Below are 14,996 nucleotides of genomic sequence, written 5' to 3'. Positions count from 1 at the left end.
TTCTGTGTACCTGTTAGTTTTTCGCTGAGTTGTACTGCCAACGAGGACTGCCTTCTTTTCCCAAAACAAAATGAATCATTGAAAATACTGCTGCAAATGCAACCAAGACAAAGCCATTGAACCAAAACGATTCAGTAAACCCTTGATTGTACGTGAGGGTCTCGCTAATCAAGGTATTGTTTTGAACAAACCAATACGTTGGTGTAAACGCCGCGATTTTATTGACGATATCTGGCAGGAAATTAGCTGATACAAAGACACCACCGATAAAACAGCTGCCGGTTATAAAGATATTGCTGATCCCGCCGATTGCTTCTGAATTTTTCACCAGGGAAGTGACACACGCCGAGACGCTGATGACTGGTAATAAAAACAAGAACGTGTTCAAAATGTGGTACCAAGCTGCTGTATCCCAAGACGTGCGGATCACTAATAACACCATCAGTAATAAAAAGCCGAAAGTTAAGAGCAGCGAATAACTGATCAAGCTTAACAGGATTTTCCGCTGTAAGACACGTTTAGCAAGAGGGGCGCTCTGGTTTCGCTTGCTGATTGCTTTGCGATTAAAGGCCATATTGATCACGCCAAACCCGCTAAATATTGATAGAAAGAGACCATATGACAATAAATTAAAGGTCATGCCTGTTAACATTTTTTTCATTCGTTGACTATATTCTGTACTGAGTTCAACTTGCCCAGTGACGGCTAGCGCTGTTTGTGCTTGTTCTATCGCCTCACTAACTGTTTTACCTTCTTCTTTAAAAAGCAAAAGCGTCTGTAAGTACGTGTTCACTTGCTGGGTGACAATGGTTTTAGAGAAAGCATCTGGCCGGCTTTGAATCTCGATTGCTGGCATCTGGCCGGCCTCCACCTGTTCCTTGAAATCTACTGGTAAATGCAAGACGATGTTTATGCGATTAAAATAAAGGGCATCATCAATTTCTTTTTGTGAGGTACCCTCCAAAGTGACCAAGGTCTGCTTCTCCTTCAAGTAGTCCCGAAGACCGTCAACGACTGGCGACTCCTCTTCACTGATCAAAGCAATGTTGGCTTCTTGTAAAGAGGTGTTTTCGACGTCGATGCTTTGTGCATAAAAGAATGTAACTCCCACAGTGATCAGTACTCCAATTAGTAAGTTCGACTTATTGGCCTTCAGTAAAGTCCAAATCGTTTTATAAAGCGTCATAGCGCACCCCTCTTTCGATCCAAGTATTTCCAATTGCGAAAAGGACGATAAAGCCAGTCAACCATAAAAGATTGGTATAAAAGCTAGCCAGATCTGTATAGTAGTATAATTGATAGAGACTTTCACTGATCAAATTGACGAGATTTATTTGCCCCAGTATCGGCACATGTAGATCAAGCCAATACTTGATTTGTTCCGAGCCCATCATCCCGGCAAAAAAGCTCATCGCCATCGTCACGGAAATCAAAATGCCATCCTTTTGCACCAGATTCATTTTTGGCGTCAGATTTCCAATCAATGTTCCTAGCAAAATCGCACACAATGATCCCAACGCGGCAACCAGTAGTAGCCACTGCCATCGTTCACCAAAGTCTACTTGATAGACAAAACGAAAAACCGCTAAAATAATGTAGACTTCTACTAACACAATCGTAAAACTCGCCGCTAAATTCGCACTTGAAACCAATGTGCGTTTTCTTGGTATCAAGGAAAGCCGAATCCCATTCGCGGATTGATTGGCTTGCTGATCCTGAACATTGCGAACACCCCACATCGTCCCATAGAGGATCGCCATCCCAATCAAAGTAAAGAAATAAAAACTTTTAACACTCATGTCACGATCAGCATTCACTTCTTGAAAAGTCGCTTCCTGTTCAAACGCGGCCATAATTGGTGCAAGATCAAGCGTTTCAAGTTCTGCTGCTTTACTAGAAATAATCGCTGTACGTTGTAAAAATTGATCCATTACATTTTTCATCAACGTCTGACTCATGCCCGCTTGCCCCACATGGAGTGAAATCGTTTCGTCAGCTATCAGATAAAACCCAGCTAAATCACCCACATTCAGCTCTTCAACTGCCTCTGCTTCTGATAGTTCCTTAAGGTCAAATAATGGTTTTTCATTGATTTCCACTTGTTCAAGGACCGCGGAAAAATTTTCCGAAAGCGCTGATTGATCCCCGTTTTTTACGATTCCCGTCGTGATTGTCTCTAAATTTCCTGCTTGATCGATCTCCCCAAAGGCCGCCATAAACATTAGGCCTAAGAGAATGGGAAACGCCAACGTCCAAAACAGCATGGATTTATTTCGCAACAGCACTTTTGTGCGATATTTGTAAAAATGCCAAAACATGTTTTCCCCTCCTTTAGTCTCTCAATTCCTTGCCCGTGATCTCTAAAAAGACATCATTTAAGGTCGCTTCTTTGGTTGCAATTTTTCCGTAACTGATTTTCTCTGCTTGTAAGAGCGTCAAAATGGGGAGCAAGACCGTATTGAGTTCCGTCGTTGTTACTTGGAGCTGTCCCTCTTTATAAACGATCCCGTCAGCAGTAATGGTGGTTTGAATTGTAGCCAATACATGGTCTGGCAGTAAGGGGATGTCGATGGTCAAACGATCTGCCGTGCGTACCATGTCTTTCAGAGATTCCTTGGTCCCTTTGGCAATCACCTGTCCCTGATCCATAATCACGATCTGGTCACAAAGAATTTCCACTTCTTCCATGTAATGGGTCGTATAAACGATCGTTGCTCCTTGGCGATTCAGCTCTTTGATGCTTTCCAAAATTTTATTACGACTTTGGGGATCGACGGCGACTGTTGGTTCATCTAAAAAAATCAAGCGTGGCTTATGAGCGATCCCACAGGCAATATTCAACCGTCGTTTCAAGCCACCACTCAGCTCACCTGGATGGAAAGTCACGAAATTTTCCAATCCCACTAATTGTATGACTTCTTCGATCAATGCTTGCCGTTTCTCTTTGTCAGCAACATATAAACCACAAAAATAATCGATATTTTCTTGTACACTTAGTTCTTCAAAGACGGCAACATCTTGAGGAACGACGCCGATCATTGCTTTAACGGCATAGTTTTCAGGGGTCATGGTTGATCCAAACAGTTTAATGGTGCCTTTGTCATAATTTAGCAAAGAGAGCATACAATTGATAGCAGTCGATTTCCCACTACCGTTTGGTCCCAATAATCCTAAAACTTCCCCTTCTTGTACTTGCAGATCAAAATGATTCAATGCTACAAAATCACCATAGCGTTTAACTAATTTATCAATTTCAATAATCATGATGAAAAACTCCTTCCAAATTTCTTGTTAATCTGACTATAATAAAGTTTAAGAAAAGAAACTAGTGACGATTGACCAAATCAACTATGACATTTGTCACAATGAAGGAGTCTGCCATGTCCAAATCTCGACTACTCAGCGAAGCTGGCTTTCTACTCGCAATCTCGTTGCTTCTATTGGTAAATCAAGGATTTGTTGCCGTACAAGTCATTTTTTTGCTGATCGCTATTTTCTTCACTGGTGTCAGTTATTTATTGCCTAAGAAAGCAAGCTGGTTTTTTCAAGTTATTCTATTGCTTCTATGTACTTTTTGGTCAGAGCTTGCCCTCTTTCTGCCTGCAATGATGCGGGTGATCGCTCCTGAAGAAAGAAAAGATGACATTCTATCTTTATTAGGATTTTTATTGATCGCAACAGTTGGCAATCAATCCCCCTCCAAGATCGCCTTTGTCATCCTTTTGTTGCTTTTTGCTTTTTACTTACGTAAAAAAGAACAGCGAATGTCTGCTCTTGAGAAAAAGTACATCGCTTCAAAAGATACTCATTGGGAAAAACAGCAGCAATTATCGCAGCAAAACAAAGTACTAGCCTTATCACAAGAAACAAAATTGGCCTTACAAATTGCCGAAGAACGAAATCGAATCGCGCGAGATATCCATGACAATGTTGGCCATCTGCTGTCGAGTGCCATTTTGCAGATTGGCGCACTTGAAATGATCAATCAAGAACCAAAACTAAATGAGCCCTTAGCAAATTTGAGTGCTACGGTTCACACTGGCATGGATCGTATCCGCCAAAGCGTTCATGATCTCCATGAGACATCGATTACTTTCCAACAGTCCTTAGAGTTTCTGATTGCTGATTTTCCATCTTCAGTCACGATTGAAGGAACCTTATTTGAAGGATTGAACGAAGCCCAGCAAAATTGTTTCTTAATGGTGATCAAAGAAGCCTTGACCAACAGCATCAAACACAGTCATGCCAAAACCGTTGTCTTGCATTTTCGGACACTGCCTGCTTTTTTCCGCTTGCAAATCACCAATGACGGGGTCCGCGGATCTCAAATGGCTAAAACTGGAATCGGTCTGAAAACGATGCGTCAACGGGTCCAAGAACAACAAGGACAAGTTCATATCTTACAAGAAAACCAACGCTTTCAGTTGACGATCATTTTACCAAAGGAGGAACACCAATGATTACTGTAGTTATTATTGACGATGATCCGTTTGTGACGACCTCGTTGCAAACCATTTTAGAAAGCACAGAAGAAATTCGTGTATTAGGCATCGGTCATTGTGCCAAAGACGCCATTGACCTCTATGAAACTCATCGTCCTGACGTTTTGCTGACGGACATCCGCATGCCGGAACAAACTGGGATCGATGCTGCCAAAGAAATACTGGCTAAATTTCCCCACGCGATCCTTTTGCTATTGACTACCTTCAAAGATGAAGAATACATTCGAGAAGCCTTTTCCATCGGTGTGAAAGGTTATTTGATCAAACAGAATTTACAGGCAATCATCCCTTCTGTCAAAGCCTCTTATAATGGCCAAGTTGTCTTTGGGAATGAAATCGTTGAGACCTTCACGCAGCTAATGAAGAACGAACCATCAATTGACAATCAAGCTTTCTTTAGCGAACGTGAATTTGCGATCATCAAAGAAGTAGCAGCGGGTAAAAACAATAAAGAAATCGCCGATGCCTTGTATTTGAGTGATGGAACCGTTCGTAATTACATCAGCCAATTACTAGAAAAGCTGGGGTTACGGGATCGCACGCAATTAGCAATCTATTTTTATCAGCATTTACAGTGAGTCTCATTAGACACAAAAAACCTGAAGAAATGCGCCTTTGCATTCTTCAGGTTTCTTTCTATTCGATTATTCAACAGTTGGTTTCTTCTTGGTAGAAAATCATGGATTTCCAGGACTGCCAGGATTCGTTGGGTTATTTGGTGTGTTAGGCGGGAAAATCGGCGCCTTATCTAACGTTTTTTCTAATCCTGATTCTTCCCGTTCGCCTCGTTCTGCATCAGGGCTTTCATCTAATTTAAATTCTTTTTCCATCTCATCCAATTTTTTAAAGTCGTTGCCAGATTCTTTTGCGAGTTTTGCTAATTTGTCTTCGGTTTCTTTCGCCATAATGTAACGCCTCCTTTTGATTTCAGCTTAGCATAAGAAGCTGAAAAACCAAAAGAAAGCGCTCACTAACAACCCATTTTTAGCATTTTCTCATCGTTATAATCCCTCGTTTTTTACGGGCATAAAGTCGTACGGAGAACAGTCCTTCATCCCAATCATTGGATCTACTAAATGCTTTTTGACCATCGTTAAGGTCAGCACACCATCGTTTTGCGTTTCTTCGATGAGTGCTTCTTCCCCCGTAGTCCCTTCACTTAGGACCTTATCCCCTGACAGAGGCTTGGCCGTTTCTGTCTGATTTGATGCCGACGGCTCAGGCTCGGCAAAAGCAAACAAGTCCAACCCACTATCTGGTGACTTTTCTGTCGCTTGCTGGTTAGCAGCAGCTTCAGTGCTGGGATTTTCCTTTGGCTTCGAAGCTACCATTTTTGCCTTCGTGTTCTCAGAGGAATCATTATAAAACGGATCATCGGCTTCCTCAAACTGAGCCAATTTCGCCCGTTGCAGCGGCGTCATTTCTTCCGTGCCATTGATACGTTCTTTTAATGTCGTTAAGCGAGTGGCAGATTCGTGACTGACACAGGTTTGGTAGGCTTGCGGTTCACCAAGTAAAATCAGCATCTCTTTGCTGCGAGTCACAGCGGTATATAGCAAATTGCGCTGCAGCATACGTTGGTATTGATGAACCATCGGCAAAATAACCATTTGAAATTCACTACCTTGGGATTTATGGATCGAACAACAGTAGGATAATGTGATCTTGTTCCATTCATTACGCTTATAGGTCACTTCATTGGCATCAAATTGAATGACCAGTTCGTCAACCTTGTCTTCCGACTGTTTGGCTAGAGTGATCCCAACGATTTGGCCCATATCGCCATTAAACACGTTATCTTCAGGAGAGTTTACCAACTGCAAGACCTTATCGCCGATACGATACACCGTATCATTGAAGGTGACCTCTTTTTTGGTTCCATCGTTGGGGTTAAAAATCTCTTGCATCATTTTATTCAGAGCATCGATCCCAGCTGCCCCACGATACATCGGCGCCAACACTTGAATATCTTGCGGCGTATAACCTTTGTCTTTCGCCCGTTTCACGATCTGAGCGATCAACGGTTCGATCTTGTACGCATCACACGCAAAGAAAGAACGATCTTTTTGGTTTTGTGTAAAATCAGCAGGCAGCTGCCCGTTTTTGATGGCGTGGGCCAGTGGAATAATACTTGATCCATCTCCTTGACGATAGATTTCCGTCAATTCTTGTTTCGGGATCGCATCGATCGCTAGCAAATCATGAAGGACTTGTCCTGGTCCCACAGAAGGAAGCTGATCTTTATCCCCCACAAAAATCACTTGCATGTTTGTAGGGATCGACTTAAAGAGCGTATTCGCCAACCACGTATCGACCATTGACATCTCATCGACGATCAGTAAACCGCCTTCTAACTCTTTGGGACTAATCGATGGTGCTTTTTCACGGCCATTCAATCCTAACAAACGATGGATCGTACCACTTGGCAAACCAGTCGTTTCGTTCATCCGTTTGGCGGCTCGACCAGTCGGTGCTGCCAAGAGAATCGGAAAGGTTTCGTCGCTGTATTTTGATGGTTCTAAGTCCAAATCGTTCAACTCAGCAAATAATTGTACGATCCCATTGATCACTGTTGTTTTCCCAGTACCTGGGCCACCTGTCAAAATAAACAATGGCGATCGGATTGCTTCTTTGATCGCTTCTTCTTGCGAGGAACCATAGGTGATGCCTAAGTGCTTTTCTATTTTACGTAACGTTTTACTGATTTTTTTCTCAGGATAGACGATTTCTTTTTTGCGGGAAAGCAAGCGTTCGATGGAACTGGCAATTCCCCATTCAGAAAAGTACAAACTATTTTCATATAAACGGGTTTCTTCTTGTTGGATCTTTCCTTCTTCCACTAGATGAATGATCGTTGATGCCAAATCGTCAGGCGCAATCTCAATGGGGCGGCTCGTTTCTAATAGGCGCAGTGTCTGCTCTAACAAATCTTGGGCGTGGATAAAGGTATTGCCCGTCTGCAAGGACTGGGCGAAGATTTGATGCAAGACCGCCGCTCGAAACCGTTGCGGTGACGAAGCCTCGATCCCCAGCTGTTCAGCGATGCCATCTGCGCGTTTAAAGCCAATGCCTTCAATGTCTTCCACCAGCTGATATGGATTCTCCTCAATAATGGATAGCGCCTCATTTTTGTAGGCTTGATAGATAGCAAAAGATAGCTGGCTACCAAAGCCATAGCGACTCAAGCCAACGATTACTTGATCCATCCCATGGTTTTGCCGAACGGTATCTAAAATCATTTTTTGCTTACTTTCATTTAACCCTGGAATCTGCTCCAACAATGCCGGTTCTTCCAGCATCCGGTCGATCGCTTCTTCTCCTAAAAGATCAACGATTTTTTCAGCGGTCTTCTTGCCGATCCCAGGAAATTTTTCTCCAGAAAGGTAGGCGATCAACCCTTGTTCAGAGGTCGGTTGTTCTTGTTGGTAGCTTTCGGCCTTCAACTGGACGCCATACTTGGGATGATTGACCAGCTCACCAAAAAACCGATACTTTTCCTCTTCTTGGATTTCGCCGAAACTACCAGTAACGACGATCTCCGAGTCTTTGTAGTCGGCATTATTCTCAGTGACTTTAACTAATAGTACTTTATAAAAATTGCTGGGATTCTGGAAAAAGATGGCGGCAACATGGCCGACAAAAAACGTTCTTTCTGGAATCATGGTGCCGCTCCTTTCATGGTTTACAATAAAGCGTCTAATCCTGCCTGATTGCTTAAAAAGCTTGCTTCATTCCAAAGTTTCAGCTCAAAAGGCAGTACTTTTTGGTCATTGGTCTCTAAAAGGCTTAAGCTGTTGTTGACTAGTCCACCTTGCTCTCTTAATTCGGCTAATGTTTTGCCTGCAAGCCACTGGATAGCAGCCGTAAAGGATGCCCCATGACCGACGAACAATAATGGGCCTTCATGCTGTATCACCGCATCCATGACGACGGTCTCGATCCGGCTCAATGTTTCTTGGATCGGCTCTCCCTTAAAGGCACTGGGATCGTAGCGATCAAGATGATTACGCAGATCAGTCAATTGTTGAGGATACTTCTCATGCATTTCATCGATAGAACGTCCTTCTAATTCACCAAGTCCGATCTCACGCAGGTTCTCATTATAAATAATTTCAACAGGGTGATGGAGCCTTGTTTGGATCTCTTGGGCAGTTACTTTTGCTCGTAAAGACGTGCTTGAATAAATCTTCTCAAAAGGAATAGCAGCCAGATGATCACCGAGCAGTTTGATCTCTTCATGACTTTCCGGCAATAACGGTGAATCCCCTAGCATCCCTTGAAAGCGGCGCGCTTGGTTCCACTCTGTTTTTCCGTGACGGGTAAAGTATAATTGCATCGAACAAGCCTCGTTTCTTAATCTAGTTTGTCGTTCTCATAATGGTGTGTCAATTCCAGCTGTGGGAAGCCTTGCTGCCGCAAAACTTCATAAATGATCAAAGCAGCCGTATTTGATAGATTTAGGGAACGAACATGCTCATCATTCATCGGAATGCGTAGGCATTTTTCGGCATGCTCACGCATAAAGCTTTCCGGAAGCCCCGTCGTTTCTTTCCCAAAAATAAAGAACTGATCATCATCTGCGGTATAATCGACGTCAGAATACACGCGATTGGCAAATTTCGAGATCAGGTACAACGGACGCTCTCCTAAAAAGTCCATAAAAGTAGCCAAATCTTTGTGATAGGTGATATTGACATCATGCCAATAATCAAGTCCTGCCCGCTTCAATTGCTTGTCATCCGTTGAAAAGCCTAGTGGCTCTATTAAGTGTAAATGAGTATTTGTTGCTGCACAAGTACGTGCAATGTTCCCCGTATTGGCCGGGATCTGAGGTTCAAAAAGAACGATGTGATTCATAGATAAAAACTCCTTTCGATCGGATATTGCCGATCGGTTCTCGCATTGATTTGTGTTTTTACACCTTACGTTTTCCATTTCATTCTCAATAGCTTCTTCAATAACTTCTATAGTACCATATTTTGGCACACTTGTTTTTCTAGAAACAACATTTTTTGTGTGCTTTTTTGGGCATAAAAAAAAACGTACCAACTCGGTGTCGATCACTGCGAGTCGTTACGTTAGTGAAGCTCTTTTCACTAACTTTTATCAGAACAGGAACCTGATAAAAACCAATGAAAAATGACTTGAGAACAATATATCACTCCCATGGCATGATTGCAAGAGTAAATAACAAAAAAGTTCAAAATATTTTCAGGAAATTTTCGCAATCAACACCTCAACATCAACAGTGATCTGTGTCAAAGGGGTCTGCCGCAGCTTTTCTTTCCTTTCCTCCGAAGCCCCCCACTCTAACGGCGACATGGCAAGTAAATCTTGCCGATTTTCTTCAGGGATCGCAAAAACATGCGTTACTCTTTGACGGGATGCGGTGGGATAGTGTTCAAAAAATTTGCTAACGACCCGTTCATTCGAATACTGCTGTTTTGTTTCATCATCAGGATAAAAAGCGGCTCGTAGTTCTTTTAAATAATCCGCCGCAGGGACGACTTTGATCAACTGTCCACCCTTTTTCAAAATGCGGTTGAACTCCCCGTAATTTGACGGTGAAAACAGATTGAAAATCGTATCAAAGCTCGCTTCAGCAAACGGCAGGTTGGTCAGATCCGCCACACACCAAAAAGCCGGTACGTTTTGATTGGTTGCTAGATAGACCCCGTCTTTGGCGATATCAAAGCCGACAGCCGCCTGAGTCTTTTCATTGACCATCTGCGCAAGGAAACTGCCTTCACCGCAGCCGACATCTAAAAGATACTCAGCAGCCCCCAAAGCTGCTTTGATGGTCTCAAGGACTGGTGCATACATGCCGCTAGCGATCATACGTTGACGCGGCAAAAACAGTGCTTGATCATAATCTGCTTTAACTTGATGATCCAAAAAGAAAAGTGTGCCTTTCTTTGATAAGTCAAATCGATGACGATTTGGACAAACCAAGCCATTTTCGGTTGGGAAAAATGCTTGGCGGCACAATGGACATTCAAATAAGTGATAATGGGCGTTTAAAAAAAGGCGCCCCCGATCGATTTTTTTTAACATTCAACTTCCCTCATCTCTGCTCTACTTTAGCATATTCTTGTGGTAGAATGCTAGTGGATAGAATAACAAATCAATTGAACACCCATCTATTGGAGGTAAATCATGTTAAAAGAATTTTGTGCAGAAAATTATACCAATATTCCCTTAGCAATCGCACGAGGCGCACAGCGGATTGAACTCTGTGATAATTTAGCGGTCGGCGGAACAACACCAAGTACCGGCGTGCAAGAAGAAGTCCTGCAGTATGCTGGCGAAAAAGGAATACCCGTTATGACGATCATCCGACCTCGAGGCGGTGATTTTGTTTACAATGACACTGAGTTGAAAATCATGCACACCGACTTGATCGAAGCAAAAAAGCTAGGAACAGACGGCGTTGTTCTAGGTTGCTTAACACCTAGCGGCTGGTTGGACGAAGAAGCATTGGAGCTATTGTTAGAAACTGCAGAAGGCTTGCAGGTTACTTTTCACATGGCCTTCGACGCAATTCCTGCAGCGCGCCAATTTAAAGCGATCGATTGGTTAGCTGAGCATGGCGTACAGCGGATTTTGACCCATGGTGGTGCTGCAGGGACTCCGATTGAAGACAACTTCGATCATCTGAAAGAATTGATCGCCTATGCTGGTGAGCGTTTAACGATTTTACCTGGCGGTGGCATTTCCTTTGAAAATGCCCAACATGTTGCTGATACATTAGGTGTAAAAGAAGTTCATGGAACCAGAATCGTCGACCTTAATGATTGAGCTTGCGTGACACAAAAGAATCACGCAAAGAAATCCCCACAAACGATGCGTTTCAATCATTTGTGGGGATTCTTTTTAGATGGCTTGCAGTAAGTCGTATTGTGATTGATACAAATGGTGGTACAAGCCTTTTTGTGCCATTAGCTGATCATGGTTACCCGATTCAGCGATCGTGCCCCCTGCCACGTAAAAGATTCGATCAGAATTTTTGATCGTGGACAGCCGGTGAGCAATGATAAAAGAGGTTCTGCCTTCTAACAGCTTCAACAATCCTTCTTGCAGCAATTCTTCTGTCTTCGTATCGATACTTGAGGTCGCTTCATCTAAGATCAAAATTTTTGGATCAGCCAACAACGCTCGGGCAAAGGAAATCAGTTGCCGTTGCCCTGCAGATAAAGTGCTTCCTCGTTCTTCGACGACGGTTTGATAGCCGTCTTTCAACTCCGTGATAAAGTCGTGAGCACGGACGATTTTTGCTGCTTCGATGATCTCTTCTTCTGTCGCATCTAATTTTCCATAGCGAATATTCTCTATGATCGTTCCTGAGAAAATAAAGGTATCTTGCAGCATGACCCCCATTTGTGAACGCAGCGATTCCAGCGTCACGTCACGAACGTCCATCCCATCTACTTTAACACTGCCTTCATTGACATCATAAAAGCGGCTCAGCAAATTGATGATCGTGGTTTTCCCAGCACCAGTAGGGCCAACCAAGGCAATGCTTTCCCCGGGTTCGATGTGGAAGTCGACATCAGAAAGAATGTTTTTGCCTTCTTCGTATCGGAAGGTCACGTGTTCAAAATCAACGGTTCCTTTCATCGTCGGCAATACTTTTGCATCTGGTTTGTCTTCGATATCTGGCACTTCATCCATCGTTTCAAAAATCCGTTCAAGATAGGCTGTTGCTGTAATCAAAGAATTATAAAAATTCCCGATATTGATGACTGGATTCCAAAAATTATTGATATAACTGATAAAAGCGATCAACGTACCTGTGCTGACATCGACACCGATTTGGCGAATGCCGACAAAATAAATCAAGCAAGTCGTAATGACTGAAATGTTTTGCACCCCAGGCCACATGAGAAACTGAATTTTGACAGCTTTCATCCAGGAAGTCCGATAATCATTGCTGACTTCTTGGAAAATCTCTGCATTTTCTTCTTCCCGTGCGAAGGATTGGGTAATCTTGATGCCGGCAATACTTTCATGAATGTAAGCATTTAAATTGGACTGTTTATTACTCAACTCCTGATAGGCTTTGCGCTGGTTATTTTTGATTACCATCACCATGATGAACAAAATTGGCAGCAACGCAAGGGAATATAGGGTCAATTTGAAGTCGATCGCAAACATAAAGATCAAGGTGATGATGACGTTGAAAACATCGGAAATCAAATTGATCAGGCCATTACTCAACAGGTCACTCAGTGTATTGATGTAGTTTACGATGCGGATCAAGATCTTGCCATGGGGCCTTGTATCAAAATAAGAAAACGGCAGCCGCTGCAGATGTTCAAAAATATCAAAGCGCATATCCTTCAAAACATCTTGCCCAATATTCGTGATATGGTAAATACGATAACGCATGCAGACGCCAATAACGATCAAGGTCACTAAAAAGGCAGCTCCTAAAAGCAGCAATTGATTGACATTTTTTTCAGGAATCGATGAGTCGATGGCGATCTTCGTGAAAACGGGCGCCAGCATTCCTGCTAAGTTTGCCAGGATGATCGTAAATAGTACTTTCCCAATGCTTTTTTTATACGGTACGACGTATTGGGACAAACGCTTGAAATCCTTCCAGCTAAATTCCTGGTCTAATTCCTCATCCACATCAAATTTATTTCTCGCCATCGTCTTCACCTCCTGACAAACCTAATTGTTTTTGATACACTTCATAGTATTTACCTCGCAGTTTGACAAGTTCTTCGTGGGTGCCTTGTTCAACGACCCGCCCTTTTTCCATCATCAAGATCTGATCGGCTTCTCGAACGGAGGAGATGCGATGCGCAATGATAAACGTTGTCTTCTCTCCAGTTAATTTCGTTAGTTCTTGTTGGATCTTCGATTCTGTTTCCATATCGACGGCAGATGTCGTATCATCCAAAATCAAGATCGATGGATCTTTCGCTAGAGCCCGTGCGAGGGAGATCCGTTGTTTTTGACCACCAGAAAGTCCGACGCCTCTTTCACCGACAATTGTCTCATAGCCTTGAGGCATTCGAGAAATAAAGGTATCTGCATCGGCGACTACCGCCATTTGCCGAATAAAGCCTTCATCTGCTAAAGGATTTCCAAAAGCAATATTGTCAGAGATGGTATTAGAAAACAAGAAGACATCTTGCATCACCATTGAAATGTTTTCCCGCATTTGTCGCACAGGATACTCTTTGGCATTTTTCCCATCAATGAATACTTCCCCTTCAGTCGGGTCATAAAAACGACCGACTAAATTCACTAAGGTCGTTTTCCCAGACCCAGTTTCGCCTAAAATCCCTAACGTTTGTCCTGGCCCGATGGTGAAGTTGATGTTTTCCAACACATTTTGATCCGGGTCATCTGAAAAGTGGAACGAGACATCTTTGAATTCCACAAACCCTTTGATCGGTTCTAATTTTTCTTGTTGGTGAACCGGTATTTTCGATTCTTGTGCTAGCATTTGTCGAATTTTGATACAAGCTGCAGAAAATCGCTGAACATCGTTGATCAACCAACCGCTCATACGCATAGGGTTATTCAACATCCATAGATAGCCATTAAATGCAACGAGATCACCTAATGTCATCTCCCCATTGATTACGAAAATTCCGCCTAAGACTAAGGCAATGACTGACAAACTTCCTGCTAAGCCATCAAGCCATGGCAGATAAGTGCGGGAAACTTTGGCAGATGCCATGTTGCGGGTCTTAAAATCTTCGTTGTAGGAGCGAAATTTTTCGATCTCAAAATTTTCACGAGCAAAAGCTTTCACCACCCGATTGCCACCAATATTTTCTTCTACCATTGAGTTCAAGCGCGAAAAGCTCTCACGAATATCAAAAAACAGTGGGTGTGCTTTTTTAGACATGCGATTCGTCAACAGAAAAATGATCGGTGTGACAGCCACCAATGCCAACATCAATTTCCAATCAATAAAGCTCATGACCACCACCGCAGAAAAGAACCACAAGATACATTCAGCGATATTATAGGTCACCCAAGAAACAAAGTGGCGTATGGCATCAGTATCCCCGGTCATTCGTGCCATAATATCTCCAACCCGTGTGTGATTAAAAAAGTCGAAATCCAATTCCTGCAGTTTCTGATACAAGTCTTCCCGTAAATCGTATAGCGTATTTTGTCCGACCCGTTCAAATAAAATTTGATAACTATAGCGGACAATGGTGCGAATGACGGTCGTTGCGATCATGATCAACAGTAATGGAATCAATAAGTGCGTTTTTTGCTGATTGATGACATCATCGATCACCATTCCTCCCAAGTACGGATTAACAATGATCAGCGCTGCATTGATCACTAAAAACAGGATCGCCAATATGATTTTTCCGCGGTTCTTTTTGGCATAGCGCCAGATCCATTGTGTATTACTCATCTAATTCCCCCTCTCGTTGTTAAGCTTAGCGTTTTGAAAAGCGATTTGAATGGTTTTTCTTACTCATTTTGATGTAAAATATTAGTAAGAAGCACCATTCC

General features: G+C 42.8%; 13 protein-coding genes. 3 read left to right on the top strand and 10 right to left on the bottom strand.

The window, feature by feature from the left end; translation table 11 throughout:
* Positions 1-13: 13 nt before the first annotated feature.
* From IGI86_RS06230 to IGI86_RS06220, 3 genes are read right to left on the bottom strand one after another with little or no spacing between them, the layout of a single operon-like run.
* Complete coding sequence (locus tag IGI86_RS06230; RefSeq protein ID WP_086299576.1) at positions 14-1,186, bottom strand: ABC transporter permease; 1,173 nt, start codon at positions 1,184-1,186, stop codon at positions 14-16.
* Positions 1,173-2,318 (bottom strand): ABC transporter permease, encoded by a 1,146-nt coding sequence (locus IGI86_RS06225; protein WP_086299577.1) that lies wholly within the window; start codon positions 2,316-2,318, stop codon positions 1,173-1,175. The genes IGI86_RS06230 and IGI86_RS06225 overlap by 14 nt, the downstream gene beginning before the upstream one ends.
* Before the next feature lie 13 nt (positions 2,319-2,331).
* Positions 2,332-3,264 (bottom strand): ABC transporter ATP-binding protein, encoded by a 933-nt coding sequence (locus IGI86_RS06220; protein ID WP_005236700.1) that lies wholly within the window; start codon positions 3,262-3,264, stop codon positions 2,332-2,334.
* An 86-nt stretch (positions 3,265-3,350) separates the two neighbouring features.
* Here IGI86_RS06220 and IGI86_RS06215 point away from each other — a divergent pair, with 86 nt between their 5' ends.
* Together IGI86_RS06215 and IGI86_RS06210 are read left to right on the top strand one after the other, a co-directional pair.
* A complete protein-coding gene (locus tag IGI86_RS06215) occupies positions 3,351-4,460 on the top strand; it encodes a sensor histidine kinase (protein WP_430617945.1) in 1,110 nt (369 codons plus the stop codon).
* The gene (locus IGI86_RS06210) at positions 4,457-5,080 is read left to right on the top strand and encodes a response regulator (protein WP_430617812.1); all 624 of its coding nucleotides are present in this window, start codon (positions 4,457-4,459) and stop codon (positions 5,078-5,080) included. The genes IGI86_RS06215 and IGI86_RS06210 overlap by 4 nt, the downstream gene beginning before the upstream one ends.
* Before the next feature lie 99 nt (positions 5,081-5,179).
* On the opposite strand, the gene IGI86_RS06205 is transcribed toward IGI86_RS06210, so the two are convergent.
* From IGI86_RS06205 to IGI86_RS06185, 5 genes are all read right to left on the bottom strand, one after another.
* Positions 5,180-5,407, bottom strand: coding sequence for a hypothetical protein (locus IGI86_RS06205; protein ID WP_005236708.1), 228 nt, complete (start codon positions 5,405-5,407; stop codon positions 5,180-5,182).
* A gap of 96 nt (positions 5,408-5,503) precedes the next feature.
* On the bottom strand, positions 5,504-8,164 hold the full coding sequence (gene recD2 / locus IGI86_RS06200; RefSeq protein WP_086372734.1) for an SF1B family DNA helicase RecD2: 2,661 nt from the start codon (positions 8,162-8,164) through the stop codon (positions 5,504-5,506).
* 20 nt (positions 8,165-8,184) lie between these two features.
* Positions 8,185-8,838 (bottom strand): histidine phosphatase family protein, encoded by a 654-nt coding sequence (locus tag IGI86_RS06195; RefSeq protein WP_430617811.1) that lies wholly within the window; start codon positions 8,836-8,838, stop codon positions 8,185-8,187.
* Positions 8,839-8,855: 17 nt separating this feature from the next.
* The gene (trmL, locus tag IGI86_RS06190; RefSeq protein WP_008379765.1) at positions 8,856-9,359 is read right to left on the bottom strand and encodes a tRNA (uridine(34)/cytosine(34)/5-carboxymethylaminomethyluridine(34)-2'-O)-methyltransferase TrmL; all 504 of its coding nucleotides are present in this window, start codon (positions 9,357-9,359) and stop codon (positions 8,856-8,858) included.
* A gap of 354 nt (positions 9,360-9,713) precedes the next feature.
* On the bottom strand, positions 9,714-10,556 hold the full coding sequence (locus tag IGI86_RS06185; protein ID WP_086338095.1) for a methyltransferase domain-containing protein: 843 nt from the start codon (positions 10,554-10,556) through the stop codon (positions 9,714-9,716).
* 102 nt (positions 10,557-10,658) lie between these two features.
* Between IGI86_RS06185 and IGI86_RS06180 the strand changes: the two genes are divergently transcribed.
* On the top strand, positions 10,659-11,300 hold the full coding sequence (locus tag IGI86_RS06180) for a copper homeostasis protein CutC (protein WP_016621321.1): 642 nt from the start codon (positions 10,659-10,661) through the stop codon (positions 11,298-11,300).
* A gap of 75 nt (positions 11,301-11,375) precedes the next feature.
* Here the strand turns inward: IGI86_RS06180 and IGI86_RS06175 are convergent, their stop codons facing one another.
* Positions 11,376-13,157, bottom strand: a complete 1,782-nt coding sequence (locus IGI86_RS06175; RefSeq protein WP_430617810.1) for an ABC transporter ATP-binding protein — start codon at positions 13,155-13,157, stop codon at positions 11,376-11,378.
* Positions 13,144-14,895, bottom strand: coding sequence for an ABC transporter ATP-binding protein (locus IGI86_RS06170; RefSeq protein ID WP_061053974.1), 1,752 nt, complete (start codon positions 14,893-14,895; stop codon positions 13,144-13,146). The genes IGI86_RS06175 and IGI86_RS06170 overlap by 14 nt, the downstream gene beginning before the upstream one ends.
* Positions 14,896-14,996 lie beyond the last annotated feature (101 nt).

Source organism: Enterococcus sp. AZ188, from assembly GCF_050544075.1.
Classification (GTDB): Bacteria; Bacillota; Bacilli; order Lactobacillales; family Enterococcaceae; genus Enterococcus_D; species Enterococcus_D entomosocium.
This window is presented reverse-complemented; position numbering and strand designations above follow the sequence as displayed.

Coding starts and splice junctions, on each gene's coding strand:
- IGI86_RS06230 (WP_086299576.1), bottom strand. CDS start 1,186: ATGACGCTTTATAAAACGATTTGGACTTTACTGAAGGCCAATAAGTCG.
- IGI86_RS06225 (WP_086299577.1), bottom strand. CDS start 2,318: ATGTTTTGGCATTTTTACAAATATCGCACAAAAGTGCTGTTGCGAAAT.
- IGI86_RS06220 (WP_005236700.1), bottom strand. CDS start 3,264: ATGATTATTGAAATTGATAAATTAGTTAAACGCTATGGTGATTTTGTA.
- IGI86_RS06215 (WP_430617945.1), top strand. CDS start 3,351: ATGACATTTGTCACAATGAAGGAGTCTGCCATGTCCAAATCTCGACTA.
- IGI86_RS06210 (WP_430617812.1), top strand. CDS start 4,457: ATGATTACTGTAGTTATTATTGACGATGATCCGTTTGTGACGACCTCG.
- IGI86_RS06205 (WP_005236708.1), bottom strand. CDS start 5,407: ATGGCGAAAGAAACCGAAGACAAATTAGCAAAACTCGCAAAAGAATCT.
- recD2 (WP_086372734.1), bottom strand. CDS start 8,164: ATGATTCCAGAAAGAACGTTTTTTGTCGGCCATGTTGCCGCCATCTTT.
- IGI86_RS06195 (WP_430617811.1), bottom strand. CDS start 8,838: ATGCAATTATACTTTACCCGTCACGGAAAAACAGAGTGGAACCAAGCG.
- trmL (WP_008379765.1), bottom strand. CDS start 9,359: ATGAATCACATCGTTCTTTTTGAACCTCAGATCCCGGCCAATACGGGG.
- IGI86_RS06185 (WP_086338095.1), bottom strand. CDS start 10,556: ATGTTAAAAAAAATCGATCGGGGGCGCCTTTTTTTAAACGCCCATTAT.
- IGI86_RS06180 (WP_016621321.1), top strand. CDS start 10,659: ATGTTAAAAGAATTTTGTGCAGAAAATTATACCAATATTCCCTTAGCA.
- IGI86_RS06175 (WP_430617810.1), bottom strand. CDS start 13,157: ATGGCGAGAAATAAATTTGATGTGGATGAGGAATTAGACCAGGAATTT.
- IGI86_RS06170 (WP_061053974.1), bottom strand. CDS start 14,895: ATGAGTAATACACAATGGATCTGGCGCTATGCCAAAAAGAACCGCGGA.